This is a genomic window from Pseudomonas batumici (genome assembly GCF_000820515.1).
In the GTDB taxonomy this organism is placed as follows: domain Bacteria; phylum Pseudomonadota; class Gammaproteobacteria; order Pseudomonadales; family Pseudomonadaceae; genus Aquipseudomonas; species Aquipseudomonas batumici.
The window spans coordinates 87,615-114,232 of record NZ_JXDG01000056.1 but is presented as its reverse complement, the minus strand read 5'-3'; the positions used below and the strand labels follow the sequence as shown (position 1 = coordinate 114,232).

At 63.7% G+C, this 26,618-nt stretch carries 25 protein-coding genes; 13 read left to right on the top strand and 12 right to left on the bottom strand.

All coding sequences use genetic code 11. The features are described 5' to 3' along the window. From UCMB321_RS20795 to UCMB321_RS20780, 4 genes are all read left to right on the top strand, one after another. Window positions 1-894, top strand: coding sequence for a LysR family transcriptional regulator ArgP (locus tag UCMB321_RS20795; RefSeq protein WP_040070313.1), 894 nt, complete (start codon window positions 1-3; stop codon window positions 892-894). A gap of 52 nt (window positions 895-946) precedes the next feature. Next, entirely contained in the window at window positions 947-1,945 is a 999-nt protein-coding gene (locus UCMB321_RS20790; protein ID WP_040070312.1) for an NAD-dependent epimerase/dehydratase family protein, read from the top strand. A gap of 114 nt (window positions 1,946-2,059) precedes the next feature. After that, complete coding sequence (locus tag UCMB321_RS20785; RefSeq protein ID WP_040070311.1) at window positions 2,060-2,902, top strand: hypothetical protein; 843 nt, start codon at window positions 2,060-2,062, stop codon at window positions 2,900-2,902. Window positions 2,903-3,160: 258 nt separating this feature from the next. Next, entirely contained in the window at window positions 3,161-3,472 is a 312-nt protein-coding gene (locus tag UCMB321_RS20780; protein ID WP_040070310.1) for a hypothetical protein, read from the top strand. A gap of 21 nt (window positions 3,473-3,493) precedes the next feature. On the opposite strand, the gene UCMB321_RS20775 is transcribed toward UCMB321_RS20780, so the two are convergent. Next, window positions 3,494-4,606, bottom strand: coding sequence for an enoyl-CoA hydratase/isomerase family protein (locus UCMB321_RS20775; protein WP_040070309.1), 1,113 nt, complete (start codon window positions 4,604-4,606; stop codon window positions 3,494-3,496). Between the two features lie 130 nt (window positions 4,607-4,736). On the opposite strand from UCMB321_RS20775, the gene ung reads away from it, so the two are divergent. Next, window positions 4,737-5,429: a uracil-DNA glycosylase gene (gene ung / locus UCMB321_RS20770; RefSeq protein WP_040070308.1), complete on the top strand. Its 693-nt coding sequence runs from the start codon at window positions 4,737-4,739 to the stop codon at window positions 5,427-5,429. A gap of 7 nt (window positions 5,430-5,436) precedes the next feature. On the opposite strand, the gene UCMB321_RS20765 is transcribed toward ung, so the two are convergent. Then, a complete protein-coding gene (locus tag UCMB321_RS20765; protein WP_040070307.1) occupies window positions 5,437-6,414 on the bottom strand; it encodes a Bug family tripartite tricarboxylate transporter substrate binding protein in 978 nt (325 codons plus the stop codon). Between the two features lie 248 nt (window positions 6,415-6,662). On the opposite strand from UCMB321_RS20765, the gene UCMB321_RS20760 reads away from it, so the two are divergent. Continuing rightward, the gene (locus UCMB321_RS20760) at window positions 6,663-7,334 is read left to right on the top strand and encodes a response regulator (protein WP_040070306.1); all 672 of its coding nucleotides are present in this window, start codon (window positions 6,663-6,665) and stop codon (window positions 7,332-7,334) included. Then, the gene (locus UCMB321_RS20755; RefSeq protein WP_040070305.1) at window positions 7,327-8,715 is read left to right on the top strand and encodes a sensor histidine kinase; all 1,389 of its coding nucleotides are present in this window, start codon (window positions 7,327-7,329) and stop codon (window positions 8,713-8,715) included. The genes UCMB321_RS20760 and UCMB321_RS20755 overlap by 8 nt, the downstream gene beginning before the upstream one ends. 156 nt (window positions 8,716-8,871) lie before the next feature. Here UCMB321_RS20755 and UCMB321_RS20750 read toward each other — a convergent pair whose 3' ends face one another. Together UCMB321_RS20750 and ygfZ are read right to left on the bottom strand one after the other, a co-directional pair. Next, window positions 8,872-9,693: an HDOD domain-containing protein gene (locus UCMB321_RS20750; protein ID WP_040070304.1), complete on the bottom strand. Its 822-nt coding sequence runs from the start codon at window positions 9,691-9,693 to the stop codon at window positions 8,872-8,874. Window positions 9,694-9,716: 23 nt separating this feature from the next. After that, on the bottom strand, window positions 9,717-10,658 hold the full coding sequence (gene ygfZ, locus UCMB321_RS20745) for a CAF17-like 4Fe-4S cluster assembly/insertion protein YgfZ (RefSeq protein WP_040070303.1): 942 nt from the start codon (window positions 10,656-10,658) through the stop codon (window positions 9,717-9,719). A gap of 150 nt (window positions 10,659-10,808) precedes the next feature. Here ygfZ and UCMB321_RS20740 point away from each other — a divergent pair, with 150 nt between their 5' ends. Further along, window positions 10,809-11,063 carry an FAD assembly factor SdhE gene (locus UCMB321_RS20740; protein WP_040070302.1) on the top strand — a complete coding sequence of 85 codons (255 nt, stop codon included), beginning with the start codon at window positions 10,809-10,811 and terminating at the stop codon, window positions 11,061-11,063. Next, the gene (locus tag UCMB321_RS20735) at window positions 11,047-11,499 is read left to right on the top strand and encodes a protein YgfX (RefSeq protein WP_040070301.1); all 453 of its coding nucleotides are present in this window, start codon (window positions 11,047-11,049) and stop codon (window positions 11,497-11,499) included. The genes UCMB321_RS20740 and UCMB321_RS20735 overlap by 17 nt, the downstream gene beginning before the upstream one ends. Here UCMB321_RS20735 and nadB read toward each other — a convergent pair. After that, window positions 11,468-13,084, bottom strand: a complete 1,617-nt coding sequence (gene nadB, locus UCMB321_RS20730) for an L-aspartate oxidase (protein ID WP_040070300.1) — start codon at window positions 13,082-13,084, stop codon at window positions 11,468-11,470. The genes UCMB321_RS20735 and nadB overlap by 32 nt on opposite strands. Before the next feature lie 541 nt (window positions 13,085-13,625). Between nadB and rpoE the strand changes: the two genes are divergently transcribed. From rpoE to UCMB321_RS20710, 4 genes are all read left to right on the top strand, one after another. Beyond that, window positions 13,626-14,207: an RNA polymerase sigma factor RpoE/AlgU gene (rpoE, locus tag UCMB321_RS20725; RefSeq protein ID WP_040070299.1), complete on the top strand. Its 582-nt coding sequence runs from the start codon at window positions 13,626-13,628 to the stop codon at window positions 14,205-14,207. 36 nt (window positions 14,208-14,243) lie between these two features. After that, complete coding sequence (locus tag UCMB321_RS20720; RefSeq protein ID WP_040070298.1) at window positions 14,244-14,837, top strand: sigma-E factor negative regulatory protein; 594 nt, start codon at window positions 14,244-14,246, stop codon at window positions 14,835-14,837. A gap of 8 nt (window positions 14,838-14,845) precedes the next feature. Continuing rightward, window positions 14,846-15,823: a MucB/RseB C-terminal domain-containing protein gene (locus UCMB321_RS20715; protein ID WP_040070297.1), complete on the top strand. Its 978-nt coding sequence runs from the start codon at window positions 14,846-14,848 to the stop codon at window positions 15,821-15,823. Window positions 15,824-16,113: 290 nt separating this feature from the next. Next, on the top strand, window positions 16,114-17,541 hold the full coding sequence (locus tag UCMB321_RS20710) for a DegQ family serine endoprotease (RefSeq protein WP_040070296.1): 1,428 nt from the start codon (window positions 16,114-16,116) through the stop codon (window positions 17,539-17,541). 60 nt (window positions 17,542-17,601) lie between these two features. Here the strand turns inward: UCMB321_RS20710 and UCMB321_RS20705 are convergent, their stop codons facing one another. From UCMB321_RS20705 to UCMB321_RS20675, 7 genes are all read right to left on the bottom strand, one after another. Next, window positions 17,602-18,087, bottom strand: a complete 486-nt coding sequence (locus tag UCMB321_RS20705; protein WP_040070295.1) for an RDD family protein — start codon at window positions 18,085-18,087, stop codon at window positions 17,602-17,604. Window positions 18,088-18,198: 111 nt separating this feature from the next. Next, entirely contained in the window at window positions 18,199-18,411 is a 213-nt protein-coding gene (locus UCMB321_RS20700) for a cold-shock protein (RefSeq protein ID WP_040070294.1), read from the bottom strand. A 426-nt stretch (window positions 18,412-18,837) separates the two neighbouring features. Next, on the bottom strand, window positions 18,838-19,962 hold the full coding sequence (gene gcvT / locus UCMB321_RS20695; RefSeq protein WP_040070293.1) for a glycine cleavage system aminomethyltransferase GcvT: 1,125 nt from the start codon (window positions 19,960-19,962) through the stop codon (window positions 18,838-18,840). A gap of 58 nt (window positions 19,963-20,020) precedes the next feature. Continuing rightward, window positions 20,021-21,397, bottom strand: a complete 1,377-nt coding sequence (locus UCMB321_RS20690) for an L-serine ammonia-lyase (protein ID WP_040070292.1) — start codon at window positions 21,395-21,397, stop codon at window positions 20,021-20,023. A gap of 124 nt (window positions 21,398-21,521) precedes the next feature. After that, window positions 21,522-24,371: an aminomethyl-transferring glycine dehydrogenase gene (gcvP, locus tag UCMB321_RS20685; protein ID WP_040070291.1), complete on the bottom strand. Its 2,850-nt coding sequence runs from the start codon at window positions 24,369-24,371 to the stop codon at window positions 21,522-21,524. 9 nt (window positions 24,372-24,380) lie between these two features. Continuing rightward, complete coding sequence (gene gcvH / locus UCMB321_RS20680) at window positions 24,381-24,758, bottom strand: glycine cleavage system protein GcvH (RefSeq protein WP_040070290.1); 378 nt, start codon at window positions 24,756-24,758, stop codon at window positions 24,381-24,383. A 309-nt stretch (window positions 24,759-25,067) separates the two neighbouring features. Next, complete coding sequence (locus UCMB321_RS20675) at window positions 25,068-26,576, bottom strand: sigma-54-dependent transcriptional regulator (RefSeq protein ID WP_040070289.1); 1,509 nt, start codon at window positions 26,574-26,576, stop codon at window positions 25,068-25,070. Window positions 26,577-26,618 lie beyond the last annotated feature (42 nt).

Below are 26,618 nucleotides of genomic sequence, written 5' to 3'. Positions count from 1 at the left end.
ATGTTCGACTACAAATTGCTCTCCGCGCTGGCGGCCGTGGTCGAGCAGGCCGGCTTCGAGCGGGCGGCCCAGGTGCTGGGGTTGTCGCAATCGGCGATTTCCCAGCGGATCAAGTTGCTCGAGGCCCGCGTCGGCCAGCCGGTGCTGGTGCGGGCCACGCCGCCGAGTCCGACCGAGATCGGCCGGCGCCTGCTCAACCATGTGCAGCAGGTGCGTTTGCTCGAGCGCGACTTGCAGAGCCAGGTACCAGCGCTGGATGAGGACGGTCTGCCGGAGCGCTTGCGCGTCGCCCTCAATGCCGACAGCCTGGCGACCTGGTGGGGCGAGGCGGTGGGGGATTTCTGTGCCCGCCAGCACGTGCTGCTGGACCTGGTGGTGGAGGACCAGACCGTGGGCCTCAAGCGCATGCGCGCCGGTGAGGTCGCCGCTTGCGTGTGTGCCAGTGAGCGCCCGGTGGCCGGCGCACGCAGCATCCTGCTGGGGGCCATGCGCTACCGGGCGCTGGCCAGCCCGGCGTTTATCGCCCGGCACTTTCCCCGGGGGATCGACGCGCAGACGCTGGCCCGGACGCCGGCACTGGTGTTCGGCCCGGACGACTTCCTGCAACACCGTTACCTCGCGGCACTGGGCGTGGAGGGTGGTTTCGAACATCATTTGTGCCCATCGTCGGAAGGCTTCATACGCCTGACCGAGGCCGGCCTGGGCTGGGGGCTGGTGCCCGAGTTGCAGGTGCGCGAGCAACTGGCCCGGGGCACGCTGGTGGAATTGATCGCGGATAAAACCATCGATGTGCCGTTGTACTGGCATCATTGGCGCAACGGCGGGCAATTGCTCGGGCAGTTGACCGAGCATCTGGCGCGTTCGGCGGCGCGGTGGTTGGTGCCTTTGGCATGATGGGCGGCGTTCAAGTAGCAGGCAGGACGAATCAAGGTATGTGGAGCAAACGATGAAAATTCTGGTCACCGGCGCAAGCGGCTTCATTGGCGGGCGCTTTGCGCGTTGCGCCCTGGAGCAGGGCCATGAGGTGCGGGTCAATGGACGCCGGGCCGAGAGCGTCGAACATCTGGTACGGCGTGGCGCCGAGTTCGTCCAGGGCGACCTGACGGACCCGCAGTTGGTGCGCGAGCTGTGCCGCGATGTCGAGGCCGTGGTGCATTGTGCCGGCGCGGTGGGGTTGTGGGGACGCTATCAGGATTTCCACCAGGGCAATGTGCTGGTCACCGAGAATGTGGTCGAGGCCTGCCTCAAGCAGCAGGTCCGGCGCCTGGTGCACCTGTCGTCGCCGTCGATCTACTTCGACGGTCGCTCGCACCTGGGGTTGACCGAGGAGCAGGTGCCCAAGCGTTTCAAGCACCCTTACGCGGCGACCAAGTACCTGGCCGAACAGAAGGTCTTCGGGGCCCAGGAGTTCGGGCTTGAAGTGCTGGCGCTACGCCCGCGCTTCGTCACCGGCGCCGGCGACATGAGCATCTTCCCGCGGCTGCTGAAGATGCAGCGCAAGGGGCGCCTGTCGATTGTCGGCAACGGCCTGAACAAAGTCGATTTCACCAGCGTGCACAATCTCAATGAAGCCTTGCTGAGCAGCCTGCAGGTCGGCGAGCCGGCCCTGGGCAAGGCCTACAATATCAGCAACGGCAGCCCCATTCCGTTGTGGGATGTGGTGAACTACGTGATGCGCCAGATGCAGGTGCCACAAGTGACCCGCTACCGTTCCTACGGCCTGGCTTATAGCGTCGCCGCCTTGAATGAAAGTGCCTGCGCCCTCTGGCCGGGGCGCCCGGAGCCGACCCTGTCGCGTCTGGGCATGCAGGTGATGAACAAGGATTTCACCCTGGACATCAGCCGGGCACGGCATTATCTGGGTTACGACCCCAAGGTCAGCCTGTGGGCGGCCCTCGACGAGTTCTGTGCCTGGTGGAAAGCCCAGGAGCCGGCGGCGGGTTGAATATTCGGTTACCACGACTGAACCCGGTTCCGGGTTCAGGGTCGATCAGAGTGGCGAGTCAGGGGGTTATACTCGCCGTACTTCGCTATCACCGCGGTTCAGAAAGGTTCCTTCATGCGTAACGATGCCAACGACGATTTCGATGATGTGCCCAGCCTGCGTGCCGACGTGGACGACCATGACGATCATGTGGGCGCCGCGCCCGCGCACGAGCGCAGCCGTAACCAGGTTGCCGCCACGCCACGGCTCAAGGTCAAGGTGCCGAGCACCGGGCCATTGTGGGCGTTGGTCGGGGCCTTGTTCATTGCCTTCGCCGGCCTTGCCTGGTGGAGTTTCCAGCAGATTTCCCTGATGGAGCAGCAACTGGTGGCGACCCAGGAAAGCTTCGCGCGCATCAGCGAGGAAGCGGCGGGGCGCTTGCAGGCGATTTCCGGGAAGGTGGTCGCCAGCGAGTCGAGCGTCAACAGCGACAGCGAAGCGCTGAAGTTGCAGATCCGCCAGCTCGAAGGCAAGTTGCTCGAGCAGGGCCGCCAGCAGCAGGGCGTTGCCGGGCAGGCGACGGGCCTGGAGCAACGGTTGCAGCAGATGAGCGCGCAGACGGCGGAGCAGCAGACCGCCAACACCCAGTTGCAGGCGCAGGTCAAAAGCCTGGCGGCGGAGCTGGCCAGCCTGAAAGGCGCTGATGGCGACGCCGGCAAGATCGACGCGCAATTGAAGAGCAATGCCGCCGAGATTGCCGCCTTGAAAAAACAGGGTAATTCCAGCGCGGCGCTCGAGCGCATCGAGCAGGAGCTGATCGTGCTCAAGAGCCAGCAGGACAACCGGCAGGCCGCGGGCGGACAGGCTGGCGCCAATACGGCCGAGTTCGATGCTTTCCGTGGGCAGGTCACGCGCAATATCAACACCCTGCAGAGCCAGATCCAGAACCTGCAGGATCAGATCAGCGCACGGCCTTGAGCCTGCACGATCAACTGTGGGAGCCGGCTTGCCGGCGATGGCGGCCAGGCAGACGATGCAAGACTCACCGGCCTCATCGCCGGCAAGCCGGCTCCCACAGGGTTGGCGGAATTTTTCCTGTCGATAGCGACAGGAAATTTTTGCCTTCAGGGCACTCGTCGAGGGTTTTGCGGTCTGATCAGGTGTAGGCGGGCGATTGGCCCGCCTACGTCGGTCAGCGTCGCTGTCCGATGCCTTTTCGCGGTCCGGGAGGCCGCCATGCACCCTCGAATCCTTCTCGCTGCAAGCCTGTCCCTGGCGCTGTCCGCGTGCGTGCCCTACTACGATGAAGGGCCTACCTACTACCGTTCCGATGTCTACACCGCACCGGCACCGGCCTATTACTACGGCGGCGGTTCCTACTACCGCCGTGACTACTATGTGCCCGGACCACGCTATTACGCGCCGGCCTACCGCCCTTATCCGCACCGGGGTTGGGAGCGGCATGAGCATCGGTGGCGCGGTGACGACGATGATGGCGGTCACGGTCGCCACGGCCGCGGTCATGATCATGGCGGTCGGGAGGACTAGCGGGACAACGCGAGGCGCTGCTCAGTAGTCTGACAAGTCCGCCAGCGGATGGCGTCCCTCCCAGGCCTTGTGGAAATGCGCCTCGACCACCGCTTCCGGCACGGCGCCGATATCCGGCCAGTGCCAGCGCGGTTCGCCGTCCTTGTCGATCAGTCGCGCCCGCACGCCTTCACTGAATTCCGGGTGACGGCAGCAGTTGAGGCTCAGGGTGTATTCCATCTGGAACACCTGCGCCAGGGACAGGTGCCGGGCGCGAGCGATCTGTTCCCACACCAGGTGCGCGGTCAGCGGGCAGCCTTCCTTGAGCTGCCTGGCTGCCCGGCCCAGGCGTTTGTCGGCGTCTTCGACCAGCTGCGCAATGGCCTTCCAGGCACAGCGCACATCGCCGACATCCAGCAGCGCATCGATGCGTTCGCGCAGCGGCAGCCACTGGGCCGCCGGCTGTTGCTCCCGGGCCTGATGTTCCAGTGCCTTGAGCAGGCTGTTGAGTTGTATCGCCGTCTGTTCCTGCCAATTGAGCCGCAACAGCCCTTCGATCAGTTCTTCCTGCTGGTCGTCGGCCAGTAGCCGGTCGGCCAGTCCCAGGTCGATGGCGTCGCGACCGTTCATCTGCGCGCCGGTGAGGCCGAGGAACAGCCCCAGCTTGCCAGGCAGGCGCGACAGAAACCAACTGGCGCCGACATCCGGGTACAAGCCGATGCCGATCTCGGGCATTGCCAGACGGCTGCTCGGGGTGACGATGCGGATGCGCGCGCCTTGCAGCAGGCCCATGCCGCCGCCGAGGACATAACCATGGGCCCAGCACAGCACGGGTTTGGGATAGGTATGCAGGCGATAGTCGAGTCGATACTCCGAGGCAAAGAACACGCTGGCCAGCGGCGGCACCGCCCCGGGATGCGCCTGGCACGCCTGCGCCAGGCTGCGCACCTCGCCCCCGGCGCAGAAGGCCCTGGTGCCGTTGCCGCGCAGCAGCACACAGACAATGTTCGGATCCCGCGCCCAGGTCTCCAGGCGTTCGTCCAGATCCTGGATCATCGGCAGTGAAAGCGCATTGAGGGTGTGTTCGGCGTCCAGTGTGGCGATGCCCAGGCAGGCGCCGTCGATACCGGTGAGTTCTTCGAAATGCAGGTTCATCGTGACCTCGCTACTCGTTGAATACACAGTATGATCCTTGTGTGGGAAAGTGCCGGTTCTGTGTCGGATCAATTGACAAGCGTGATGGGCTTTCCTAGTGTCCGCCCCATTGTTATTTCCGGACACGATAATGACCGACGACGACCGCATCAAACTCGAGCCCAGCTGGAAGCAGGCCCTGCGTGAGGAGTTCGACAAGCCCTACATGAGCGAGTTGCGAGAATTCCTGCGCCAGGAGTATGCCGCCGGCAAGGAGATCTACCCGCCGGGCCCGCTGATCTTCAATGCCATGAACAGCACGCCGCTGGACAAGGTGAAAGTGGTGATCATCGGTCAGGACCCCTACCACGGTCCCGGCCAGGCCCACGGCCTGTGCTTTTCGGTGCAACCGGGTGTCCCGGCGCCACCGTCGCTGGTCAATATCTATAAAGAGCTGCAGCGCGACCTGAACATCGACATCCCCAACCACGGCTACCTGCAAAGCTGGGCCGAGCAGGGGGTGTTGCTGCTCAACACCACCATGACCGTGGAACGCGGCAATGCCGCGTCACACGCCAATCGTGGCTGGCAATTGTTTACTGACCGGATCATCGAGGTGGTCAGCGAGCGCCAGGACAAACTGGTGTTCCTGTTGTGGGGCGCCCATGCCCAGGGCAAGCAGAAGCTGATCGATGCGACCAAGCACCTGGTGTTGAAGTCGGTGCATCCGTCGCCGTTGTCGGCCTATCGCGGTTTTATCGGCTGCGGGCATTTCAGCCGGACCAACAAGTTCCTGGAACAGAACGGCTTGACGCCGATTCAGTGGGCATTGCCGCCGCTCTGAGCCCAGATCACTGGATCAGGCCGAACTCCTTGGCCAGCACCTTGTAGTCGGCGACCTGTTTCTTCACGTAGGTGTCGAGTTCCGGGCCGGTCATGGCGAAGGGGAACAGCGCGCGTTGGTCGCGCAGCTTGGCGAACTCTTGCGAGGCCAGGAGTTTGTCGAAGGCGGCTTTCCACCAGGCGTAGTCTTCGTCGCTGACCTTGGGCCCCAGGTAGAAACCGCGCACCACCGGCCAGACGATGTCGTAGCCTTGCTCCTTGGCGGTGGGGATGTTCTTCATTTCCGGCCTGTCCAGGCGTTGTTCGGCGAACACCGCCAGCAGGCGCATGTCGCCGCTCTGGATGTACGGCATGGAGTCGGAAGTGTCGGTACTGCCGACCTGGGTTTGCCCGCCCAGCAAGGCCGTGATGATTTCGCCACCCCCTTCGAGGGCCACGTAACGCAGGTTGCGCGGGTTGATCCCGGCAATCTTGGCGATCAGCGCGGCCTGCATCCAGTCTTGGCCACCAATGGTGCCGCTGAAACCGATGACCACCTTGCTCGGGTCGGCCTTCAGTGCCTTGACCAGGTCGGCGAGGGTTTTATACGGTGAGTCGCTTTTCACCGCGATGGCGCCGTAGCTGGTACCAACGGTGGCCAGCCAGCGCACGGCGCCTTCATCGAAACGGCCGAACTTGCCTTGCGCCAGGTTCAGCAGCGAACCGCTGGACCAGGCCACCAGGGTGTTGGCATCGGCCGGGTGCTGGGTGATCACGGCGTTGTAGGCCACGGCTCCGACGCCACCGGGCATATAGGTGACGCGCATGGGCGTGCTGAGGATTTGTTCGTTGAGGAGCGCGCTTTGCGCCAGCTTGCAGCTCAGGTCGAACCCACCGCCGGGGGCGGCTGGGGCGATGCATTCGGGGTGTTTGGGTTCGGCGGCGAAGAGCTGTCCGGCAAGCAGTAAACACCCGGCGGCGAGGGCGAAGGTGCGTAATGGCGGCATGGTGGAGTACTCCGTTATTGTTCTTGTGCGGGCGCCACCACGTTGAAGTGCTTTCGGCTTCAGGGGGGGGTAGCTGGCAGTGCTCGTAACTTCCCGTTAAGGGATTATAACGGTTCAACCTTTCACTATGCTTTCAGTGTGATAGGCCCTGTAAACAGAGGCGGTGATGGCTAGCGGTGGTTTGTTTATCCGGTAGACTCCGGCCCCGGAAGGGCGTTTGACGTCACCCTTGTCGAGGTAGGAAAACCATGCGTGTGCTTCTGGTCGAAGACCATCCCCAATTGGCTGAAAGTGTGGCCCAGGCGCTCAAGAGCGCGGGGTTGACCGTGGATGTGCTGCACGATGGGGTGGCCGCTGACCTGGCATTGAGCAGTCAGGAATACGCCGTGGCGATTCTTGACGTGGGCCTGCCGCGGCTGGACGGGTTCGAGGTGCTGGCCCGTTTGCGTGCACGGGGCAAGAACCTGCCGGTACTGATGCTGACCGCGCGCAGTGATGTGAAGGACCGCGTCCATGGGCTGAACCTGGGGGCGGACGATTACCTGGCCAAGCCGTTCGAGCTCAGCGAGCTGGAGGCGCGGGTCAAGGCGTTGTTACGGCGCAGCGTTCTGGGCGGTGAGCGTCAGCAGCGTTGCGGTGCGTTGGTCTACGACCTGGACACCCGGCGTTTTACCCTCGGCGACGAACTGTTGACCCTGACGTCTCGTGAACAGGCGGTGCTCGAAGCGCTGATTGCCCGACCCGGTCGGGTGATGAGCAAGGAGCAGTTGGCCGCGCAGGTCTTCGGACTGGACGAGGAGGCCAGCACCGATGCCATCGAAATCTACGTGCATCGTCTGCGCAAGAAGCTCGACGGCCAGGCGGTGGCCATCGTCACCTTTCGCGGTCTCGGCTATCTGCTCGAGCATCGCGATGCATAAGGCCGGCAGCCTGCGCTGGCGGCTGCTGCGCAACCTGATGCTGTTGCTGGTGGTGTTGATGCTCGCCAGCGGTTGGAGTGCCTACTACAATGGTCGCGAGGCGGCGGACACGGCTTATGACCGCACCCTGCTGGCCTCGGCGCGAACCATTGCCGCGGGCCTGTCGCAACACGACGGCAGCCTGAGCGCCGATGTACCGTATGTCGCTCTGGACACTTTTGCCTATGACAGCGCCGGGCGGATCTACTATCAGGTCAACGACATCCACCGGCAGTTGATTTCCGGTTACGTAAACCTCCCTGCACCACCGCCCGGCACGCCGCGCACCGATGACTATCCGGCGCTGGCGCGGTTCTACAATGGCCAATATCGGGGGCAGAAGGTGCGGGTGGTGAGCCTGCTCAAGGTGGTCAGCGAGCCGAATATGAACGGCACGGCGGAAATTCGCGTGGCCGAGACCGTTGAGGCCCGGGAGCACATGGCCCGCAGCCTGATGGCCGACACGCTGTTGCGCGTGGGGATGCTGGCGCTGGGGGCGCTATTGATGGTGGGGTTTGCCGTGAGCGCGGCGTTGCGTCCGCTGGAACGTTTGCGCGCGGCTGTGGAGGAGCGTCAGCCGGATGATCTGCGGCCCTTGCCGCTGGTGGAGGTGCAGCATGAGCTCCAGCCGTTGGTGCGCTCGCTCAATCACTTCACCGAGCGCCTGCGTCGACAGTTCGAGCGCCAGGGGCAGTTTATCGCCGACGCCGCCCATGAGTTGCGCACGCCGCTGGCCGCGCTCAAGGCGCGTCTTGAGCTGGGCTTGCGAGCGACGGAACCGACGACCTGGCGCGAGACCCTGGAGATCGCGACTCAAGGCACGGATCGCCTGACCCATCTGGCCAACCAGTTGCTGTCGCTGGCGCGGATCGAGAATGGCGCACGGGCGATTGCCGAGGGCGGCGCGCAATTGCTCGATCTCAGTCAGCTTGCACGGGAGCTGGGCATGGCGATGGCGCCCCTGGCTCATGCGCGGGGCGTGGCGTTGGCGCTGGAGGCCGATGAGCCCGTGTGGCTACGAGGGGAGCCGACCTTGCTCAACGAACTGTTGAGTAACCTGGTGGACAACGCCCTGGCCCATACGCCGTCGGGCGGCAACGTGATCCTGCGGGTCGGCTTGCCGGCGGTGCTGGAAGTGGAGGACGACGGACCGGGGATTCCCCAGCCGGAACGTGAGCGGGTGTTCGAGCGTTTTTACCGGCGCCATCAGCAGGGCGTCGGCGCGGGGCTGGGACTGGCGATTGTCGGCGAGATCTGCCGGGCGCACCTGGCGCAGATCAGCTTGCATGATGCCCGGCCACACGGCTTGAAGGTTCGTGTGAGCTTTATCGCCGCTTCCTGAGCGCACCACCGAACCTACCTGTAGGAGCCGGCTTGCTGCGGGCGGCGTTCCGACGATGGCGGCCGCAAGATCGATGCAAGACTTACCGGCCTCATCGCCAGCAAGCCGGCTCCCACGGTCGTCCGTTGTCGACCGCAGATTTCGGTCTGGTGGTCTTTAGCGGAACATCTCCCGCGCTTCGTTGAGCTGTTCAGCGAGCGCGCTGCTCTCCGGGTCCAGCCCCAGCTTGATAAAGGCCTTCAGGTTGCCCAGCGCCATGTGCGCAAAAGGATGCGTCGTGCCCTGATGGCAGAACACACTGGCGATCTGCACCAGGTCGACATAGTCGATGCCCTGGCTGTCGCGCTCCAGGTTCAGGTACTGCCCGGGCAGCTTCGCCAGCATTTCCGGAAACTCCCAGACCTTCAGCAGCTCGTCGCCCAGCAACGGGTGAATGCTGTCGATCACGTGATCCAGGCTCAGCGGATCGGCCAGCAACTCGTAGTGGTCCTCGGCATAGGTCAGGATCGGCAGGACCCCGATCTGGTGCACCAGCCCGCCGAGCGCCGCCTGGTCCGGCTTGAGCAGGGTGAAGTTGCGGCACAGCACGTAGCTGACACCGGCGATCTCCAGGCTCTTGCGCCAGACCTCGCGCATTTTCTGTTCCACCACCTCGGAGCGGGCATGGAAAATCTGCTCCATGACCAGGCCGATGGCCAGGTTGCTGCTGTAGTTGACCCCCAGCCGGGTGATGGCGGTGTGCAAGTCGGTGACTTCCTGGCTGGCCCGCAGCAACGGACTGTTGACCACCTTGATCAGGCGCGCCGACAACGCGGTGTCGCCCCCGATCACTTTGCTCAAGGTGCTGACGCTGATCTCGGGATCTTCGGCCGCCTTGCGAATCTTCAGGGCCACTTCCGGGAGCGTCGGCAGAACCAGGTCATCGTTGTCGATAGCCTGAACCAAATCCCGTTGGACCTTTTCCGCCAGCTTGTTCATTTCAATTCTCTAGGGCGGTGCAGTTAACGCTGGATTTCGCTGTCGCGGTCCAGTTGATAGGGCAAGTCCAGCAGTGTCAGGGACGGACCTTGCAGATCGCCCAGGTGGAGATCGCCTTCCTCCGCCGCTTCGGCTTGCAGCACGGCCAGCAGTTCAATGCCATTCTCCGCCCGGGCGGAGATCACCACTTCACCGATGGCGCTGCCATGGGAAGGGGCGAACAGCTCGCTACCCGGCGCCGGCAGTTGCTCGGCCCCCAGGGCCAGGCGATACAGGCGGCGTTTGAGCTTGCCCAGGTACTGCATGCGGGCGACGATCTCTTGCCCGGTATAACAGCCTTTCTTGAAGCTTACGCCACCGACCGCCTGCAAGTTGAGCATTTGCGGGATAAACAGTTCGCGGGTCTGGGGCATGACCTGGCCGATACCGGCCCGCACCTGGCCCAGCAGCCAGGTGTTCAGATCGGCTTCGCGCAACCGGCCCGCCAGTTGCTCACGCACTCGGCCGGCCTGGTCCGCCGGGGCCCAGATTTCGCTGCGCCCGGGGGAAACCCGTACGGCGATCAGGCCGTCCGCGCGGACCATGGCGTCGGTCTGCGTCGGCAGCTCGAGGCCTAGGCCGCGCAAGGTGTCGTCGGCATCGCCAAGCCCGAAGCGGACCCAGCCGGCGCTTTCGTCGGTGAGTTTGGATTTGGAGAACACGGCGTATTTTTTCAGGTCCGCCAACTGCGGTTCCAGCAGCTCGGTGGCCATCGCCAGCAACACGCCGTCACTTTCGAGCAGGATGCGGAAGCTCGATTGCATGCGGCCTTTTTGCGTGCAGCGGGCACCGAGGCCGGCCTGGGTGTCACTCAGGTAGTTGAGGTTGCAGGTCAACTGGCCCTGGAGGAACTTGGCGGCGTCGGTGCCGCGGACGGCAAGAACGCCTTCGTGGGTCAGCGTACAGAAAAAAGCGGAATCGGCCATGGGTCATCGCAGCGGAAAAGGGATGGGAGACATCATAGTGGGGCGCCTGGCAAATGGGTAGTTCACAACAGCGCCGCCACCCCCGACCAAAGCCGGCTGTCCGCACGCGCGCAGGGCTGTATACTGGTGCGCAAATTTGAGGAGCGCTCCATGGTCGAAGATGTAGAACTCAATCGTCTCTATTGGCACAGCCGTCGCGGCATGCTGGAACTGGACGTGCTGCTGGTGCCGTTCGTCAAGGAGGTGTACCCGCATCTGAGCGAGGCCGACCGCGAGTGCTATCGCAACCTGCTCGAATGCGAGGACCAGGACATGTTCGGCTGGTTCATGGAGCGCTCCGAGTCGGAAGATCCGGAATTGCAGCGCATGGTTCGCATGATCCTGGATCGTGTCCAGCCCAAGTAATTCGTTCGAATGCCACTGGCGGGCCTCACGGCTGTTGTCGGCGGCGTATCTCGGGACCCAGGGCCTGGCGCTGGGTTCGCTTTGTCTGCTTGATATCCCGCTCTGGGCGAGCCTGCCCGGGGCTTTGCTGTGCCTGTTCCATGGCGCCTGGGTGCTGCCGCGACAGATACGGCTGAACCATCCGTCGGCTTTTACCGGATTGCGCCGCGACGAGCGGGGTTGGCAGCTGTGGAGCCAGTCCGGCGGCTGGCAGCCGGTGCGCTTGTGCCGTGACAGCCTGGCCTTGCCGTGGTTGGTGCTGCTGCGCTTTCGCCTGCCGGGCGAGCGTCGGGTGCGCGCGCTGTGCGTGCCCTTCGATGCGCAGGCGGCGGATGTGCACCGACGCCTGCGCGTGCGCTTGAAGTTCAGCCGGCGTAGGTGGGCGGCACCAGGATAGTGTCCAGCGCTTCGGGCAGCAGGTCCGGGTAGTCGAGGGTGTAGTGCAGGCCCCGGCTTTCCTTGCGCTCCATGGCCGAGCGAATCATCAGTTCGGCGACCTGGGCCAGGTTGCGCAACTCGATCAGGTCACGGCTGACCTTGTAGTTGCTGTAGAACTCATCGATCTCGTCCAGCAGCAGGCGCACCCGATGTTGCGCCCGCTGCAGGCGCTTGTTGGTGCGCACGATGCCGACGTAGTCCCACATGAAGCGCCGCAGTTCGTCCCAGTTGTGCGCGATGATCACGTCCTCGTCGGAGTCGGTCACCTGGCTGGCATCCCAGCTCGGCAGGGCGACCGGCAGCGTGACCTGCGGCAGTTGCTGGAGGATATCGGCCGCCGCCGAGCGGGCGTAGACGAAACACTCCAACAGCGAGTTGCTGGCCATGCGGTTGGCCCCGTGCAGGCCGGTGAAGCTGGTCTCGCCGATGGCGTACAGACCGGGCACATCGGTGCGTCCCTGCTGGTCGACCAGCACGCCGCCACAGGTGTAGTGGGCCGCGGGCACCACCGGGATCGGGCCTTTGGTGATGTCGATGGAGAACTCCAGGCAGCGCTCGTACACCGTCGGGAAATGCGTCTTGATAAAGGCTTCGGGCTTGTGGCTGATATCCAGGTACACGCAGTCGATACCCAGGCGCTTCATTTCATGGTCGATGGCCCGGGCGACGATGTCCCGTGGCGCCAGTTCGGCCCGAGGGTCGAAGCGCGGCATGAAGCGTTCGCCGTTGGGCAGCTTCAGGTGCGCGCCTTCGCCGCGCAGGGCCTCGGTGATGAGGAAGCTCTTGGCCTGCGGGTGATACAGGCAGGTGGGGTGGAACTGGTTGAACTCCAGGTTCGCCACCCGGCAGCCCGAGCGCCAGGCCATGGCGATACCGTCGCCGCAGGCACCGTCGGGGTTGCTGGTATAGAGATAGACCTTGGCCGCGCCACCCGAGGCGAGGACGGTGAAGCGCGCGGCGTAGGTGTCGACCTCGCCGGTGCCGCGATCGAGCACGTAGGCCCCCAGGCAGCGGTCGCCGGCCAGGCCCAGGCGTTTTTCGGTGATCAGGTCGATGGCAACCCGTTGCTCCAGCAACTCGATATTGGGGCGTTGGCGGGCTTGGTCCAGCAGGGTCTTGAAGATCGCCGCGCCGGTGGCATCGGCGGCATGGATGATGCGTCGATGGCTGTGGCCGCCTTCGCGGGTGAGGTGAAATTCGAAACCGCCGTCATCGGCGCGGGCGTCTTCGTCCCGGGTAAAGGGCACGCCCTGGTCGATCAGCCACTGGATGGCCTCGCGGCTGTGCTCGACGGTGAAACGTACGGCATCTTCGTGGCACAGGCCGCCGCCGGCGTTGAGGGTGTCCTCGACGTGGGACTGCACGGTGTCGGTGTCGTCCAGCACCGCGGCGACCCCGCCCTGGGCCCAGAAGGTCGAACCGTTGGCCAGGTTGCCCTTGCTCAGTACGGCAATGCGCAGGTGGCTGGGCAGGGTAAGCGCCAGGCTCAGGCCGGCGGCACCGCTGCCAATGACCAGCACATCGTGTTGAAAATGTCGGCTCATCTGAAACATCCGAAAAAAGCGCCCGGGACAACTGCCGGGATCCGCCCGAAAGGCCACTAGTATATGGCTGGGGGGACCGGCACAATAGCCGGGCCTTTGTGGCATTGTGAAAGGGCTGTGGGCGCTGAGTGTGCGCCAGTCCAGGCCGCCGTGCATGTGGTTTTGCAGGGTAAGGCGATGATTTTTCAGCTTATGACCCGGGCTCAGGCAGCCAGGGTCAGAACGGCTATCATAATGCTATTACCTGCAGGGGGTTCCGGGAACTTTTACGGTGCTCGGGGCTCCCATGCAGGGTGCCTGAAAGAAGGGGACAGCGTCGGCTTTATGCGGGGTTCGTGATACGGCCCGGGCATAGGAATTCGACGACCAGATTATTCACGCAGTCGGCGATGGCCGTGCTGCGTTTTTCGTGTGTGTCCGTTCGGCGGACCGCAGGAAACTTGCTTGAAGGGGGAGAACTTTTGCCAGAAGCCCGAGTCTATGTTTGCAAGCCTGGTCAATTAGCGATGCGCGCCTCCTTCAGGTCCTATGAGGAGTGTTCATGCTAACCCAGGAAGAGGATCAGCAGCTGGTCGAGCGCGTTCAACGCGGCGACAGGCGGGCATTTGATCTGCTGGTGCTGAAATATCAGCACAAAATTCTCGGGTTGATCGTGCGATTCGTGCACGACACCCATGAAGCCCAGGACGTTGCACAAGAAGCCTTTATCAAAGCCTACCGTGCATTGGGCAATTTTCGCGGTGACAGTGCCTTCTACACCTGGCTGTACCGCATCGCCATCAACACGGCGAAGAACTACCTGGTTTCCCGCGGTCGCAGGCCACCAGACAGCGATGTGAGTTCCGAGGATGCGGAGTTCTACGACGGCGATCATGGACTCAAGGATCTCGAGTCACCAGAGCGTGCATTGTTGCGGGATGAGATCGAAGGCACCGTCCATCGGACCATCCAGCAATTGCCAGAAGATTTGCGTACGGCGTTAACTTTACGTGAATTCGACGGTCTGAGTTATGAGGACATTGCCTCCGTGATGCAGTGTCCGGTGGGCACCGTGCGCTCCCGGATTTTCCGCGCCCGGGAGGCCATCGATAAAGCCCTGCAGCCGTTGTTGCAGGAATCCTGAGACAGCGGCGACAGCCCAAGCAAGAGAGGAACCGCCATGAGTCGTGAAGCCCTGCAGGAATCGCTGTCCGCGGTGATGGATAACGAAGCGGACGAACTGGAACTACGTCGGGTGCTCAATGCCCTTGACGATGCCGAGACCCGCGCCACGTGGTCTCGTTACCAGATCGCCCGGGCAGTGATGCACAAGGAACTGTTGGATCCGCGTCTGGATCTCGCCTCGGCCGTTTCCGCGGCGCTGGCCGGTGAAGATGTCCCGGCGAAAAGCACTCGTGGTCCCTGGCGTACCCTGGGTCGCCTGGCCGTGGCCGCTTCGGTCACCCTGGCCGTTCTGGCCGGTGTCCGCCTGTACAACCAGGATGACATTGTTGGCGCCCAACTGGCCCAGCAATCGACCCAGCCGGGCCTGGTTGCCCCGACTGCCAAAGGCCCTGCGGTATTGGCCTGCTACACTGAAAGCAGCGACCAGACGACCGGCCCTATGGCTAATGGCGTGCTGCAGCAAGGCCAGTCGGGTTGGCACGACCAGCGTCTGCCAGGCTACCTGCGCCAGCATGCCCAACAAGCCGCCCTCAAGGGGACTGAAGGTGCTCTGCCTTACGCCCGTGCAGCCAGTCTGGAAAACCGCTAAGGAGGATCATGCGCGCGCTACCTCTTCTAACGCTGCTGCTCAGTGGCTGGTGGATGCTTCCAGCCCAGGCCGATGAGGCCCAGGACTGGTTGAGTCGTCTTGGGCAAGCCGAGCAGCAGCAGAGCTTTCAGGGCACTTTCGTTTACGAGCGCAACGGTAGTTTTTCTACCCATGGCATCTGGCACCTGGTGCGAGAGGGCAAGGTTCGTGAGCGCTTGATCCAGCTCGATGGCTCGGCACAAGAGGTTGTTCGCGTCGATGGTCACACCCAGTGCGTCAGTGGTTCACTGGTGGCGGGGCTCGGCGATATGCCGGACTCCCATACCCGTTCGCTGGATCCGCAACTACTCAAGACCTGGTACGACATCGCCGTCATCGGCAAGTCACGCGTGGCCGGTCGTCCGGCCGTGGTGGTATCGCTGACCCCGCGTGATCAGCATCGCTATGGTTTCGAATTGCACCTGGACCGTGAGACCGGCCTGCCCTTGAAGTCATTGTTGCTCAATGACAAGGGGCAGTTGCTGGAGCGCTTCCAGTTCACCGAATTGAATACCGCCCAGCCCCCCGAGGAAAGCCAGGTACAGCCCGGTGCCGAGTGCAAGCCGGTGGTCCTGCTGAGCAATCAGGCCCAGGCCAAGGTGCAGGCGCTGGGGGCCGCGAACACCCAGCTGTGGCATTCGGACTGGCTGCCGCCGGGCTTCGAACTGGTCAGCAGCACGGCTCGCGTCGACCCGGCCACCAAGGTCCAGGTCAGCAGCCTGATGTATGACGATGGCCTGTCGCGTTTTTCGGTGTTCCTCGAGCCCCTGAACGGTGCCTCGGTAACGGACTCCCGTGCCCAGTTGGGGCCGACGGTGGCGGTTTCCCGGCACCTGACCACGCCTGGTGGCGATATCATGGTCACGGTGGTGGGGGAGATTCCCATCGGCACCGCCGAACGGATTGCACTGTCCATGCGCTCCGGCGACGCCCAGGTCAAGCAGTGAGTGACTGATGCAGGAGCGAGCTTGCTCGCGATGAACTCCAGGACGCTGCGGTTTACCAGGAGGTGTGCGTTATCGTTGACCTGCGCCGCAAGTGCAGGTGCAGGTGCGGGTGCGGGTGCAGAAATGTTTAGTGATCAAATTCATTTGCAAATATTCCCAAGTTTTCCTATAGGTCAGAGCCTCTCGGCTCTGGCCTTGTTTGTCGTTCCCGGTCCGGAAGTCCCGGCGCGTCATGCCCGGGGTTTGCAGGGGCCTATCGCTTAATCATGCTCGTTGTTCACGGGAGCCCTATGTCGATACCACGCTTGAAGTCTTATCTGTCCATTGTTGCCACCGTCCTGGTGTTGAGCCAGGCGGTGACCGCTCATGCCGTTGAGTTGCCCGACTTCACCCAACTGGCGGAGCAGACCTCGCCGGCGGTGGTCAACATCAGTACCACCCAGAAGCTGCCGGACCGCAAGGTCTCCGACATTCAGGGCCTCGAAGGCCTGCCGCCGGAAATCCAGCAATTCTTCCGCGGCTTTCCGCAGCCGCGCAGTCCGAAAGGCGGTGGTGGCGGTCGCCAGCGTGAAGCCCAGTCCCTGGGCTCGGGCTTCATCATCTCCAAGGACGGCTACATCCTGACCAACAACCACGTGGTCGCCGATGCGGACGAGATCCTGGTGCGCCTGGCCGATCGCAGCGAAATGAAGGCCAAGCTGGTGGGCACCGACCCACGTTCCGACGTGGCGCTGTTGAAGATCGACGGCAAGGACCTGCCGACCCTCAAGCTGGGCAAGTCCAAGGACCTGAAACCCGGCCAGTGGGTCGTGGCCATCGGTTCGCCCTTTGGCTTTGACCATACCGTGACCCAGGGCATCGTCAGTGCCGTGGGCCGCAGCCTGCCGAACGAAAACTACGTACCGTTCATCCAGACCGACGTGCCGATCAACCCGGGCAACTCCGGTGGCCCGCTGTTTAACCTCAACGGTGAAGTGGTCGGGATCAACTCGCAGATCTACACCCGCTCCGGCGGCTTCATGGGGGTTTCCTTCGCGATCCCGATCGACGTGGCCATGGATGTTTCCGATCAACTGAAGGCAGGCGGCAAGGTCAGCCGTGGCTGGTTGGGCGTGGTGATCCAGGAGGTCAACAAGGACCTGGCCGAGTCGTTCGGCCTGGAGAAACCGGCCGGCGCCCTGGTGGCCCAGGTGCAGGACGGTGGTCCGGCGGCCAAGGGTGGCTTGCAGGTCGGTGACGTGATCCTCAGCATGAACGGCCAGCCGATCGAGATGTCGGCCGACCTGCCGCATCTGGTCGGTGCGTTGAAGGCCGGCGAGAAGGCGTCCCTGGTGGTGATTCGTGAAGGCAAGCGCAAGACCGTGGACCTGACGGTCGGTGCGATTCCGGACGAAGGCAAGGAAATGGACATCGCCAAGGCTGATGGTGCCGAGCGCAGCAGCAACCGCCTGGGGATCTCCGTGGTCGAGCTGAGCGATGAGCAGAAGAAGGCCAACGACCTCAAGGGTGGCGTGGTCATCAAGGACGTCCAGGACGGTCCTGCCGCTCTGATCGGCCTGCAGCCGGGCGATGTGATCACCCACCTGAACAACCAGGCGATCACCAGCGCGGCGCAGTTCACCGAGATCGCCAAGGCCCTGCCGAAGAATCGTTCGGTGTCCATGCGCGTGCTGCGTCAGGGACGGGCCAGCTTCATTACCTTCAAGCTGGCCGAATAAGCTGGACTGAAGTGACTGTATGAAAAAGCCCCGACTGGTTCGGGGCTTTTTCATGTCCGATCACTGGGTGCGTTTGGGCAGTCGTACCAATTGGCTGTTGGAATAGATGTCGTGCCAGCTGCGCTTCTGCTTGTCGACCAGCGACCACAGGAAGCCCAGGCCGAACAGCCAGGAGGCAATGGAGACCATAAAGCGCAGCAGCGCCTGCCAGAGGCTGATGGCCGTACCGTCGGCGTTCTGTACGCGAATCCCCCAGACCTGCATGCCCAGGGTCTGGCCCTTGTAGGTCCAGAACTTGGCGAAGAAGCCGAACAGCACGAACAGCAGGATCGTTGACAGCAACGGGTCGCCATCCAGTGCGCCGGCATCGGACAGCTTCCTGAGTTGCGCCTCGCCGATGATCGACATCTGCACCAGCTTGTAGACAAAGCCGGTGACGATCAGCAGCGCCGTACACAGCAGGAAGTCATAGAACATCGCGGCCAGGCGACGGCCCAGGCCGGCAGCGGGGAAATCGCCCTGGGGGCTCAGCGCGTGTTTCGACATGACGGCTCTCTCGGAACTGAAAGCACCATTTTACGAAATTGCGCCCATAAAAAAGCCCCTGATATCAATATCAGGGGCTTTTCATTGCAAGAAGGTGAGTTCCCGACGGGATCAGGCTTCCGCAACCACTTCATCAGCCTGCATGCCTTTCTGGCCCTGCACGGCGACGAAGGTCACTTTCTGGCCTTCTTTCAGGCTCTTGAAGCCGCTGCCCTGAATAGCGCGGAAATGGACGAACAGATCCGGACCGCTTTCTGGAGTGATAAAACCAAAACCTTTCTCGTCGTTAAACCACTTGACGGTACCGCTCTGACGTTCAGCCATTTTCTTATTTCCTTGACGCTAAAATTAATGACAGCCCCTTTCATTGGAAAGAGTACTGGGCTGGGTTGCAGGAAAGTAAGAGACGTCGAACGGGTTGTAGCAAACTTCAGGCTACTGCCCAGGTCACGATTCCAAGCGACCCATGCAAACACAGTAGAGAAACTCTACGCCAACTCCGGGAGGAAAAACAAGCCCCGCGAAACCCGCCGGTTTACGCCTGTTCAGCGGTGTTTGTGCGGCCTTGCGGGGCGTCGCCGGCCCTTTGGGTGGGCTCGCTTATTTTCGCCCGTTATAAGGCAAGTTCATTGGCGAATATATGCACTGTTTTGTGGCGGTTACGTGACAAGGTAGTGCACTGTTTCAGCATTGCGTTAGTTGTTACTGTAGGTATCAACAGGGGGATCGCCCCCTGTTGATAGCGCTGTATTAGCCCCTGTAGTAACGCTGTGGAACAAAAGGCATTTTGCTGACCTTGAGGGGGACGCGTTTGCCCCGCACGATGGCCCAGACTTCGCTGTCCAGCGCGGCATGCGCGCTGTCTACATAGCCCATGGCCAGAGGGCCGGCCAGGGTCGGACCGAAGCCGCCGCTGCACACGCTGCCGATCACGCTGCCGTCCTGATCGACGATTTCCGCGCCTTCGCGCACCGGTGTGCGCTCCTGCGGTAACAGACCCACACGCTTGCGCGGTACGCCTTGTTGCTGCTGGGCGAAGACGGTTTCGGCGCCCGGGAAGCCGCCGGCCCGCGCACCGTCGGCGCGCCGCACCTTGGAGATCGCCCAGAGCAGGCTGGCCTCGACCGGGGTGGTCTGGGCGTTCATGTCGTGCCCGTACAGGCACAGGCCGGCTTCCAGGCGAAGGGAATCGCGGGCGCCCAGGCCGATGGCCTCGACTTCGGTTTCGGCCAGCAGGCTGCGGGCCAGGGATTCGGCGCTGGCCGCCGGTACGGAAATCTCGAAACCGTCTTCGCCGGTGTAGCCGGAGCGGCTGACATAGCAGTCCACCCCCAGCAGGCGCACGGCGGCGAACTGCATGAAGGTCATTTTCGTCACTTCAGGGGCCAGGCGCGCCAGCACGCTGACCGCCGCCGGGCCTTGCAGGGCGAGCAGGGCGCGCTCCTCGAACAGCGGCTGGACCTCGCACAGGTGGCCCAGGTGTTTTTGCAGGTGCGCCAGGTCCTGGTCCTTGCAGGCGGCGTTGACCACCAGGAACAGTTCGTCGTTGCCCAGGTTGGCGACCATCAGGTCATCGAGGATGCCGCCGGATTCGTTGGTGAACATCGCATAACGCTGCATGCCCACCGGCAGGTCGACGATGTCCACCGGCACCAGGGCTTCCAGGGCCTTGGCGGCACCGGCGCCCACCAGGCGGATCTGGCCCATGTGCGAGACATCGAACAACCCGGCTTGCTCGCGGGTGTGCTGGTGTTCTTTCATCACGCCCAGCGGGTATTGCACCGGCATGTCGTAGCCGGCGAACGGCACCATGCGCGCGCCGAGTTGCAGGTGCAGGGCGTGCAGCGGGGTTTGCTTCAGGGATTCGGTGGACATTGCAGCTCCTGGTAAGTGTGCAGGGGGCGGGCAGGCCCGGTCCCCCCTTGAGTGAGGATCAGCACTCGATGATGTTGACGGCCAGACCGCCGCGGGCGGTCTCCTTGTATTTGCTTTTCATGTCGGCGCCGGTCTGGCGCATGGTGCGAATCACCTTGTCGAGGGAGACGAAGTGCTGGCCGTCGCCGCGCAAGGCCATGCGCACGGCATTGATGGCTTTCACCGAACCCATGGCATTGCGTTCGATGCAGGGCACTTGCACCAGCCCTCCGATAGGGTCGCAGGTCAGGCCGAGGTTGTGTTCCATGCCGATTTCGGCGGCGTTCTCCACCTGTTGCACCGTGCCGCCGAGCACTTCGCACAAGGCCCCGGCGGCCATCGAGCAGGCCACGCCGACCTCGCCCTGGCAGCCGACTTCGGCGCCGGAGATCGAGGCGTTTTCCTTGTAGAGAATGCCGATGGCGGCGGCGGTGAGCAGGAAGCGCACCACACCGTCCTCGTTGGCACCGGGAATGAAGCGCATGTAGTAATGCAGCACGGCGGGGATGATCCCGGCCGCGCCGTTGGTGGGGGCGGTGACCACGCGACCGCCGCTGGCGTTTTCTTCATTGACCGCCAGGGCGTAGAGGTTGACCCAGTCCAGCACCGACAGAGAATCGCGCAGCGCCGCTTCCGGGTGCTTGCACAATTGCCGATGCAGCGCCGCGGCCCGGCGCTTGACCTTCAGCCCGCCGGGGAGGATGCCTTCATTGCGGCAACCGGCGTCGACGCAGTCCTGCATCACCTGCCAGATCTTCAGCAGGCCGGCGCGGGTTTCCGCTTCCGGGCGCCAGGCGCTTTCGTTGGTCAGCATCACCTGGCTGATGGACAGGCCGTAGGTGCTGCAATGGCCCAGCAGTTCCTTGGCGCTTTTGAACGGGAAGGTCAGCGGCGTGCTGTCTTCGACGATCCGGTCGGCGCCGGCGGCGTCTTCATCCACCACGAAACCGCCGCCCACCGAGTAGTACTCGCGGCTGCGGACCTGGATGCCGGCGGCATCGAAGGCGCGGAAGATCATGCCATTGGGGTGATAGGCCAGGGGTTTCCTGATCATCGCCAGGTGGAGTTTTTCATTGAATTCGATGGAGTGCTCGCCGAGCAGGTTCAGGCGTCCGCTGCTGCGAATGGCATGCAGGCGGGCGTTGACGGTTTCTGTATCGACGGTATCCGGGTGTTCGCCTTCCAGGCCCAGGAGCACGGCCTTGTCGCTGCCGTGGCCTTTGCCGGTGGCGCCGAGCGAGCCGTACAGCTCGACTTTGACGCAGGTGGTCTGTTCCAGCAGGTGCTCGCGCCGCAGGCCCTCGACGAAGCGCGCGGCTGCGCGCATCGGACCGACGGTATGGGAGCTGGAGGGACCGATGCCGATCTTGAACAGGTCGAACACGCTCAGGGACATGTTGGTTCTCCGGGGTCGTTCTTATTATGGTGATGGACGCGGTGTCCTGTAGGCGCCGGCAAGCCGGCTCCTACAGGGTTTGGTCGTTCCCACGCAGAGCATGGGAACGATCGACCCGGCTGGGTTATGCGTAGTTCTCGATCGACGGGCAGGCGCACACCAGGTTGCGGTCGCCGAACACGTTGTCGACACGCCCGACCGGCGGCCAGTACTTGCCTTCGATCAACGACGCCACAGGGTACACCGCCTGTTCGCGGCTGTACGGATGGAACCACTCGCCGACGATCTCCGCCGCGGTGTGCGGAGCGTTCTTCAGCGGGTTGTCGTCCTTGTCCAGGCTGCCGTTTTCCACCGCGCGGATTTCTTCGCGGATGTGGATCATGGCGTCGCAGAAGCGGTCCAGTTCTTCCTTGGATTCGCTTTCGGTCGGCTCGATCATCAGGGTGCCGGCCACCGGGAACGACATGGTCGGGGCGTGGAAACCGAAATCGATCAGGCGCTTGGCGACGTCATCGACACTGATGCCGCTGCTGTCTTTCAGCGGGCGCAGGTCGAGGATGCACTCGTGCGCCACCAGGCCGTTGCTGCCGCTGTAGAGCACCGGGTAGTGCTCTTCCAGGCGCCGGGCGATGTAGTTGGCATTGAGGATCGCCAGCTGCGAGGCGCGCTTGAGGCCTTCGCCACCCATCATGCGAATATACATCCAGGTGATCGGCAGGATGCTCGCGCTGCCGAACGGTGCCGCGCACACCGCACCTTCCTTGCGCTCCATGTTCGCGTGACCCGGCAGGAACGGCGCCAGGTGCGATTTCACGCCGATCGGGCCGACGCCCGGGCCGCCACCGCCGTGGGGGATGCAGAAGGTCTTGTGCAGGTTCAGGTGCGATACGTCGCCGCCGAACTTGCCCGGGGCGCAGAGGCCGACCATGGCGTTCATGTTGGCGCCGTCGATGTACACCTGGCCGCCGTTGTCATGAATGATCCCGCAGATCTCGCGGATGCCTTCCTCGAACACGCCGTGGGTCGACGGGTAGGTGATCATCAGCGCGGCGAGGTGCTCGCGGTGCTCGACGGCCTTGGCCCGCAGGTCTTCGATATCGACGTTGCCGCGGGCATCGCAGGCGGTGACGATGACGCGCATGCCGGCCATGTTGGCGGTGGCCGGGTTGGTACCGTGGGCCGACGACGGGATCAGGCAGATGTCGCGGCGCTCGTCGCCACGGCTCTGGTGGTAGGCACGGATCGCCAGCAGGCCGGCGTATTCGCCCTGGGAACCGGCGTTCGGTTGCAGGGAAATCGCGTCGTAGCCGGTGGCGGCGCAGAGCATCGCTTCCAGCTCATCGGTCAGTTGCTGGTAGCCGGCGCTCTGCTCGGCCGGGGCGAACGGGTGCAGGGCGCCGAATTCGGCCCAGGTCACCGGGATCATTTCGCTGGCGGCGTTGAGTTTCATGGTGCAGGAGCCCAGCGGGATCATGGTGCGATCCAGGGCCAGGTCCTTGTCGGCCAGCTTGCGCAAGTAGCGCATCAGCTCGGTTTCCGAGTGATAGCGGTTGAACACCGGGTGGCTGAGGATCGCCGATTGGCGCACCAGCTCGGCCGGGATACGGTTTTGCACCGACGCGGCCAGGGCGTTGAAGTCCGGCAGCGCCTTGCCACCGGCCAACAGGCCCCACAGGGTCTCGATGTCGGCCTGGCTGGTGGTTTCGTCCAGGGACAGGCCCAGGCGTTGGGCGTCGACGACGCGCAGGTTGATGCGCTGGGCACGGGCCTGCTCGTGCAGGGCGGCGGTCTGGGCACCGGTGTCGAGGGTCAGGGTGTCGAAGAAGTTCTTCTGCTCGACCGCCACACCCAGTGCCTCCAGGCCCTTGGCGAGGATCGCGGTGAAGCTGTGGATGCGCTGGGCGATCCGGGTCAGGCCCTTCGGACCGTGGTACACCGCGTACATGCTGGCGATGTTGGCCAGCAGGACCTGGGCGGTGCAGATGTTGCTGGTGGCCTTCTCGCGACGGATATGTTGCTCGCGGGTTTGCATGGCCAGGCGCAGGGCCGGCTTGCCGAAACGGTCCACCGAGACGCCGACCAGACGGCCGGGCATGTCGCGCTTGAACGCATCGCGGGTGGAGAAGTAGGCCGCGTGCGGGCCACCGAAGCCCAGCGGCACGCCGAAGCGCTGGGCGCTACCGATGGCGACATCGGCACCGAACTCGCCCGGAGGCGTCAGCAGGGTCAGGGCCAGCAGGTCGGCGGCGACGGCCACCAGGGCGTTGGCGGCGTGGAAGCGCTGGCTCAGTTCGCGGTAGTCGAACAGATCGCCGTTGCTGGCCGGGTATTGCAGCAGGGCGCCGAAGAACGGGCTGACGTCGGTCAGTTCACGTTCGTCGCCCACCACCACGTCGATGCCCAGGGGCTCGGCACGGGTGCGCAGCACGTCGAGGGTCTGCGGATGGCAGTGCACGGAGGCGAAGAAGGCGTTGCTGCCCTTGTTCTTGCTCAGGCGCTTGCAGAAGGTCATGGCTTCGGCTGCGGCGGTGGCTTCGTCGAGCAGCGAGGCGTTGGCGATCGGCAGGCCGGTGAGGTCGCTGATCAGGGTCTGGAAGTTCAGCAGCGCTTCCAGGCGGCCCTGGGAGATTTCCGGCTGGTACGGGGTGTAGGCGGTGTACCAGGCCGGGTTTTCCAGCAGGTTGCGCAGGATCGGCGCCGGTGTGTGGCAGTTGTAGTAGCCCTGGCCGATGTAGGTCTTGAACAGCTGGTTTTTCGCGGCGATGGCCTTGATCGACGCCAGGGCGTCGGCTTCGCTTTGCCCGGCCCCGAGGTCAAGGACGCTGGTGCCCTTGATGCTGTCGGGGATTACGCTGGCGCTCAGGGCTTGCAGGGAGTCGAAACCGAGGGTTTCGAGCATGGCCTGCTCGTCCGCCTGACGCGGGCCGATATGACGGGCGATGAATTCGTTGGCGGTGCTGAGATTGACAGTCATGACGGTTCCTCAGGCGTTGGCTTTGATCAGGCGGTCGTAGGCATCCTGATCCAGCAGTTTAGCGACTGCCGAGGCATCGGTTGGCTGGAAGCGGAAGAACCAGCCGGCGCCCAGCGGGTCTTCGTTGACCAGCTCGGGGCTGTCTGTCAGTTCCGGGTTGGATTCGAGCACTTCACCGTCCAGGGGCATGTACACGCCGCTGGCGGCCTTGACCGATTCCACGGTGGCGGCTTCGGCGCCTTTTTCGTAGTGCTGCAGTTCCGGCAGTTGCACAAACACCACGTCGCCCAGGGCGTTCTGGGCGAAAGCCGTGATGCCGACCGTGACACTGCCATCGGCTTCGATACGCAGCCATTCGTGGTCTTCAGTAAAACGCAACTCGCTCATGGAAACTCCTAGGGGGCCAGACTCGCAGGGGATGCGGGATCGACGTCCCGCTGAATGGGAGTTCCCATAGCAAGTTTGTGGCCAATATTGCGCAAGGCCTGTAAATCAAGGGGTTGAGGGGTTTTTACGGCGCGTGTGAGCCAGCCGCTGTAGCGAAATCGCTACAGCTGGGGAGGAGAAAAAAAGCCCAACAGGATCAAAGCCTTGTGGGATGGGGATTGGCTTGATGTGTAGCGAAATCGTTCCGCTGTAGCGCTTTCAGTACAGATGGAGGTCGTTTTTGGCCCGATCCGGCGGCGACGGGTGTTCTCAGGGCTTGCCGGGAATGCCGTATTTGCGCAGCCGATGGGCAATGGCCGTATGGGAGGTCTGCAAGCGGCTGGCCAGTTGCCGGGTCGAGGGGTACTGCACGTAGAGCTTTTCCAGCAGGGTCTTCTCGAAGTCCTCGACCGCCTGTTCCAGGCTATCGATCTCGGGGTCGTTCTCGCGCGCCACCGAGGTCCCGGCAATGTCCAGGTCGCCGATGTCCACCACGCTGCTCTCGCAGATCGCCGCCGCCCGGAAGATCACGTTCTGCAACTGCCGTACATTGCCCGGCCAGCGGTTGTCCAGCAGCGCCGGATAGGTCCCGGGCGCCAGCCGGCAGACCGGTCGCTGGATCTGCGTGCAGGCCTGCTGCATGAAGTAGCGCGCCAGCAGCAGGATGTCCTGGCCGCGTTCGCGCAAGGGCGGGACCTCGACATTGAGCACGTTCAGCCGGTAGAACAGGTCTTCGCGAAAGCTGCCTTCACTGACCATCTTCTCCAGGTTGCGGTGGGTGGCGCTGAGAATCCGCACGTTGACCTTGACCTCGCGGTCACCGCCCACGCGGCGGAAGCTGCCGTCGTTGAGAAACCGCAGCAGCTTGGCTTGCAGGTAGGGCGACATTTCGCCGATTTCGTCGAGAAACACCGTGCCCTGGTTCGCCAGTTCCATCAGCCCCGGCTTGCCGCCCCGCTGGGCGCCGGTAAAGGCCCCGGGGGCATAGCCGAACAGTTCGCTTTCGGCGAGGTTCTCCGGCAGTGCCGCGCAGTTCAGGGCCAGGAACGGTGCGCCGTGGCGCGCACTGATGGCATGGCAGGCCCGCGCCACCAGTTCCTTGCCGGTGCCGGTTTCACCCTGGATCAGCAGCGGTGCGTCGAGGGCCGCGACGCGCTGGGCGCGAGCCTTGAGGGTACGGATCGCCGGGGATTCGCCGAGCAGCGCGTCGAAGCCCTCGGCATGGTCGTGGTGCAGGGCTGACAGGCGCTCACCGATGCGGTTGGGCTGGTAGAGGGTCAGCAGCGCCCCGGCATCGGTGATGGGGGTGGCGTCCAGCAGCAGGGTCTGGCCGTTGACGGTGATTTCCCGCAGCGGCAGGCGAAAGCCGTTTTCCAGCAGGGCCTCCAGCAGGCCGGGGTCGGCAAACAGTTCGGCGACGCTTTCGCCGGCCGGCTCGCGCCCGTACAGGGCAATCAGCGCCGGGTTGGCCAGCAGCACATGGCCGGCGCTGTCCAGGGCCAGCACCGGGTCGGTCATGGCCGCGAGCAGGGCGTCGAGTTGCAGGTGCCGGCGCTGTCCCGGGAGGATGTCCACCACCGTCACTGCCTGGACGCCACGGACGCTGAACAGCGCCTCGCGCAACTCCTCCAGCACTTGCGGGCTGAGGGTCGGGGCGTCGATGTAGACGTTGGGCGGGACCATCTCCACCGCATCCAGGTTGAGATTGCGTCCACCGAGCAGGGCCAGGACTTCCTGGGTGATGCCGACGCGGTCGATGAAACTGACGTGGATACGCATGGGGCGATTCGGAGTTCTGGGCGCGAGGGTGGCAATTATGCC

What these genes read in the sequence shown, in the direction of transcription:
- UCMB321_RS20795 (WP_040070313.1), top strand. Translation starts at nt 1, where the DNA reads ATGTTCGACTACAAATTGCTCTCCGCGCTGGCGGCCGTGGTCGAGCAG.
- UCMB321_RS20790 (WP_040070312.1), top strand. Translation starts at nt 947, where the DNA reads ATGAAAATTCTGGTCACCGGCGCAAGCGGCTTCATTGGCGGGCGCTTT.
- UCMB321_RS20785 (WP_040070311.1), top strand. Translation starts at nt 2,060, where the DNA reads ATGCGTAACGATGCCAACGACGATTTCGATGATGTGCCCAGCCTGCGT.
- UCMB321_RS20780 (WP_040070310.1), top strand. Translation starts at nt 3,161, where the DNA reads ATGCACCCTCGAATCCTTCTCGCTGCAAGCCTGTCCCTGGCGCTGTCC.
- UCMB321_RS20775 (WP_040070309.1), bottom strand. Translation starts at nt 4,606, where the DNA reads ATGAACCTGCATTTCGAAGAACTCACCGGTATCGACGGCGCCTGCCTG.
- ung (WP_040070308.1), top strand. Translation starts at nt 4,737, where the DNA reads ATGACCGACGACGACCGCATCAAACTCGAGCCCAGCTGGAAGCAGGCC.
- UCMB321_RS20765 (WP_040070307.1), bottom strand. Translation starts at nt 6,414, where the DNA reads ATGCCGCCATTACGCACCTTCGCCCTCGCCGCCGGGTGTTTACTGCTT.
- UCMB321_RS20760 (WP_040070306.1), top strand. Translation starts at nt 6,663, where the DNA reads ATGCGTGTGCTTCTGGTCGAAGACCATCCCCAATTGGCTGAAAGTGTG.
- UCMB321_RS20755 (WP_040070305.1), top strand. Translation starts at nt 7,327, where the DNA reads ATGCATAAGGCCGGCAGCCTGCGCTGGCGGCTGCTGCGCAACCTGATG.
- UCMB321_RS20750 (WP_040070304.1), bottom strand. Translation starts at nt 9,693, where the DNA reads ATGAACAAGCTGGCGGAAAAGGTCCAACGGGATTTGGTTCAGGCTATC.
- ygfZ (WP_040070303.1), bottom strand. Translation starts at nt 10,658, where the DNA reads ATGGCCGATTCCGCTTTTTTCTGTACGCTGACCCACGAAGGCGTTCTT.
- UCMB321_RS20740 (WP_040070302.1), top strand. Translation starts at nt 10,809, where the DNA reads ATGGTCGAAGATGTAGAACTCAATCGTCTCTATTGGCACAGCCGTCGC.
- nadB (WP_040070300.1), bottom strand. Translation starts at nt 13,084, where the DNA reads ATGAGCCGACATTTTCAACACGATGTGCTGGTCATTGGCAGCGGTGCC.
- rpoE (WP_040070299.1), top strand. Translation starts at nt 13,626, where the DNA reads ATGCTAACCCAGGAAGAGGATCAGCAGCTGGTCGAGCGCGTTCAACGC.
- UCMB321_RS20720 (WP_040070298.1), top strand. Translation starts at nt 14,244, where the DNA reads ATGAGTCGTGAAGCCCTGCAGGAATCGCTGTCCGCGGTGATGGATAAC.
- UCMB321_RS20715 (WP_040070297.1), top strand. Translation starts at nt 14,846, where the DNA reads ATGCGCGCGCTACCTCTTCTAACGCTGCTGCTCAGTGGCTGGTGGATG.
- UCMB321_RS20710 (WP_040070296.1), top strand. Translation starts at nt 16,114, where the DNA reads ATGTCGATACCACGCTTGAAGTCTTATCTGTCCATTGTTGCCACCGTC.
- UCMB321_RS20705 (WP_040070295.1), bottom strand. Translation starts at nt 18,087, where the DNA reads ATGTCGAAACACGCGCTGAGCCCCCAGGGCGATTTCCCCGCTGCCGGC.
- UCMB321_RS20700 (WP_040070294.1), bottom strand. Translation starts at nt 18,411, where the DNA reads ATGGCTGAACGTCAGAGCGGTACCGTCAAGTGGTTTAACGACGAGAAA.
- gcvT (WP_040070293.1), bottom strand. Translation starts at nt 19,962, where the DNA reads ATGTCCACCGAATCCCTGAAGCAAACCCCGCTGCACGCCCTGCACCTG.
- UCMB321_RS20690 (WP_040070292.1), bottom strand. Translation starts at nt 21,397, where the DNA reads ATGTCCCTGAGCGTGTTCGACCTGTTCAAGATCGGCATCGGTCCCTCC.
- gcvP (WP_040070291.1), bottom strand. Translation starts at nt 24,371, where the DNA reads ATGACTGTCAATCTCAGCACCGCCAACGAATTCATCGCCCGTCATATC.
- gcvH (WP_040070290.1), bottom strand. Translation starts at nt 24,758, where the DNA reads ATGAGCGAGTTGCGTTTTACTGAAGACCACGAATGGCTGCGTATCGAA.
- UCMB321_RS20675 (WP_040070289.1), bottom strand. Translation starts at nt 26,576, where the DNA reads ATGCGTATCCACGTCAGTTTCATCGACCGCGTCGGCATCACCCAGGAA.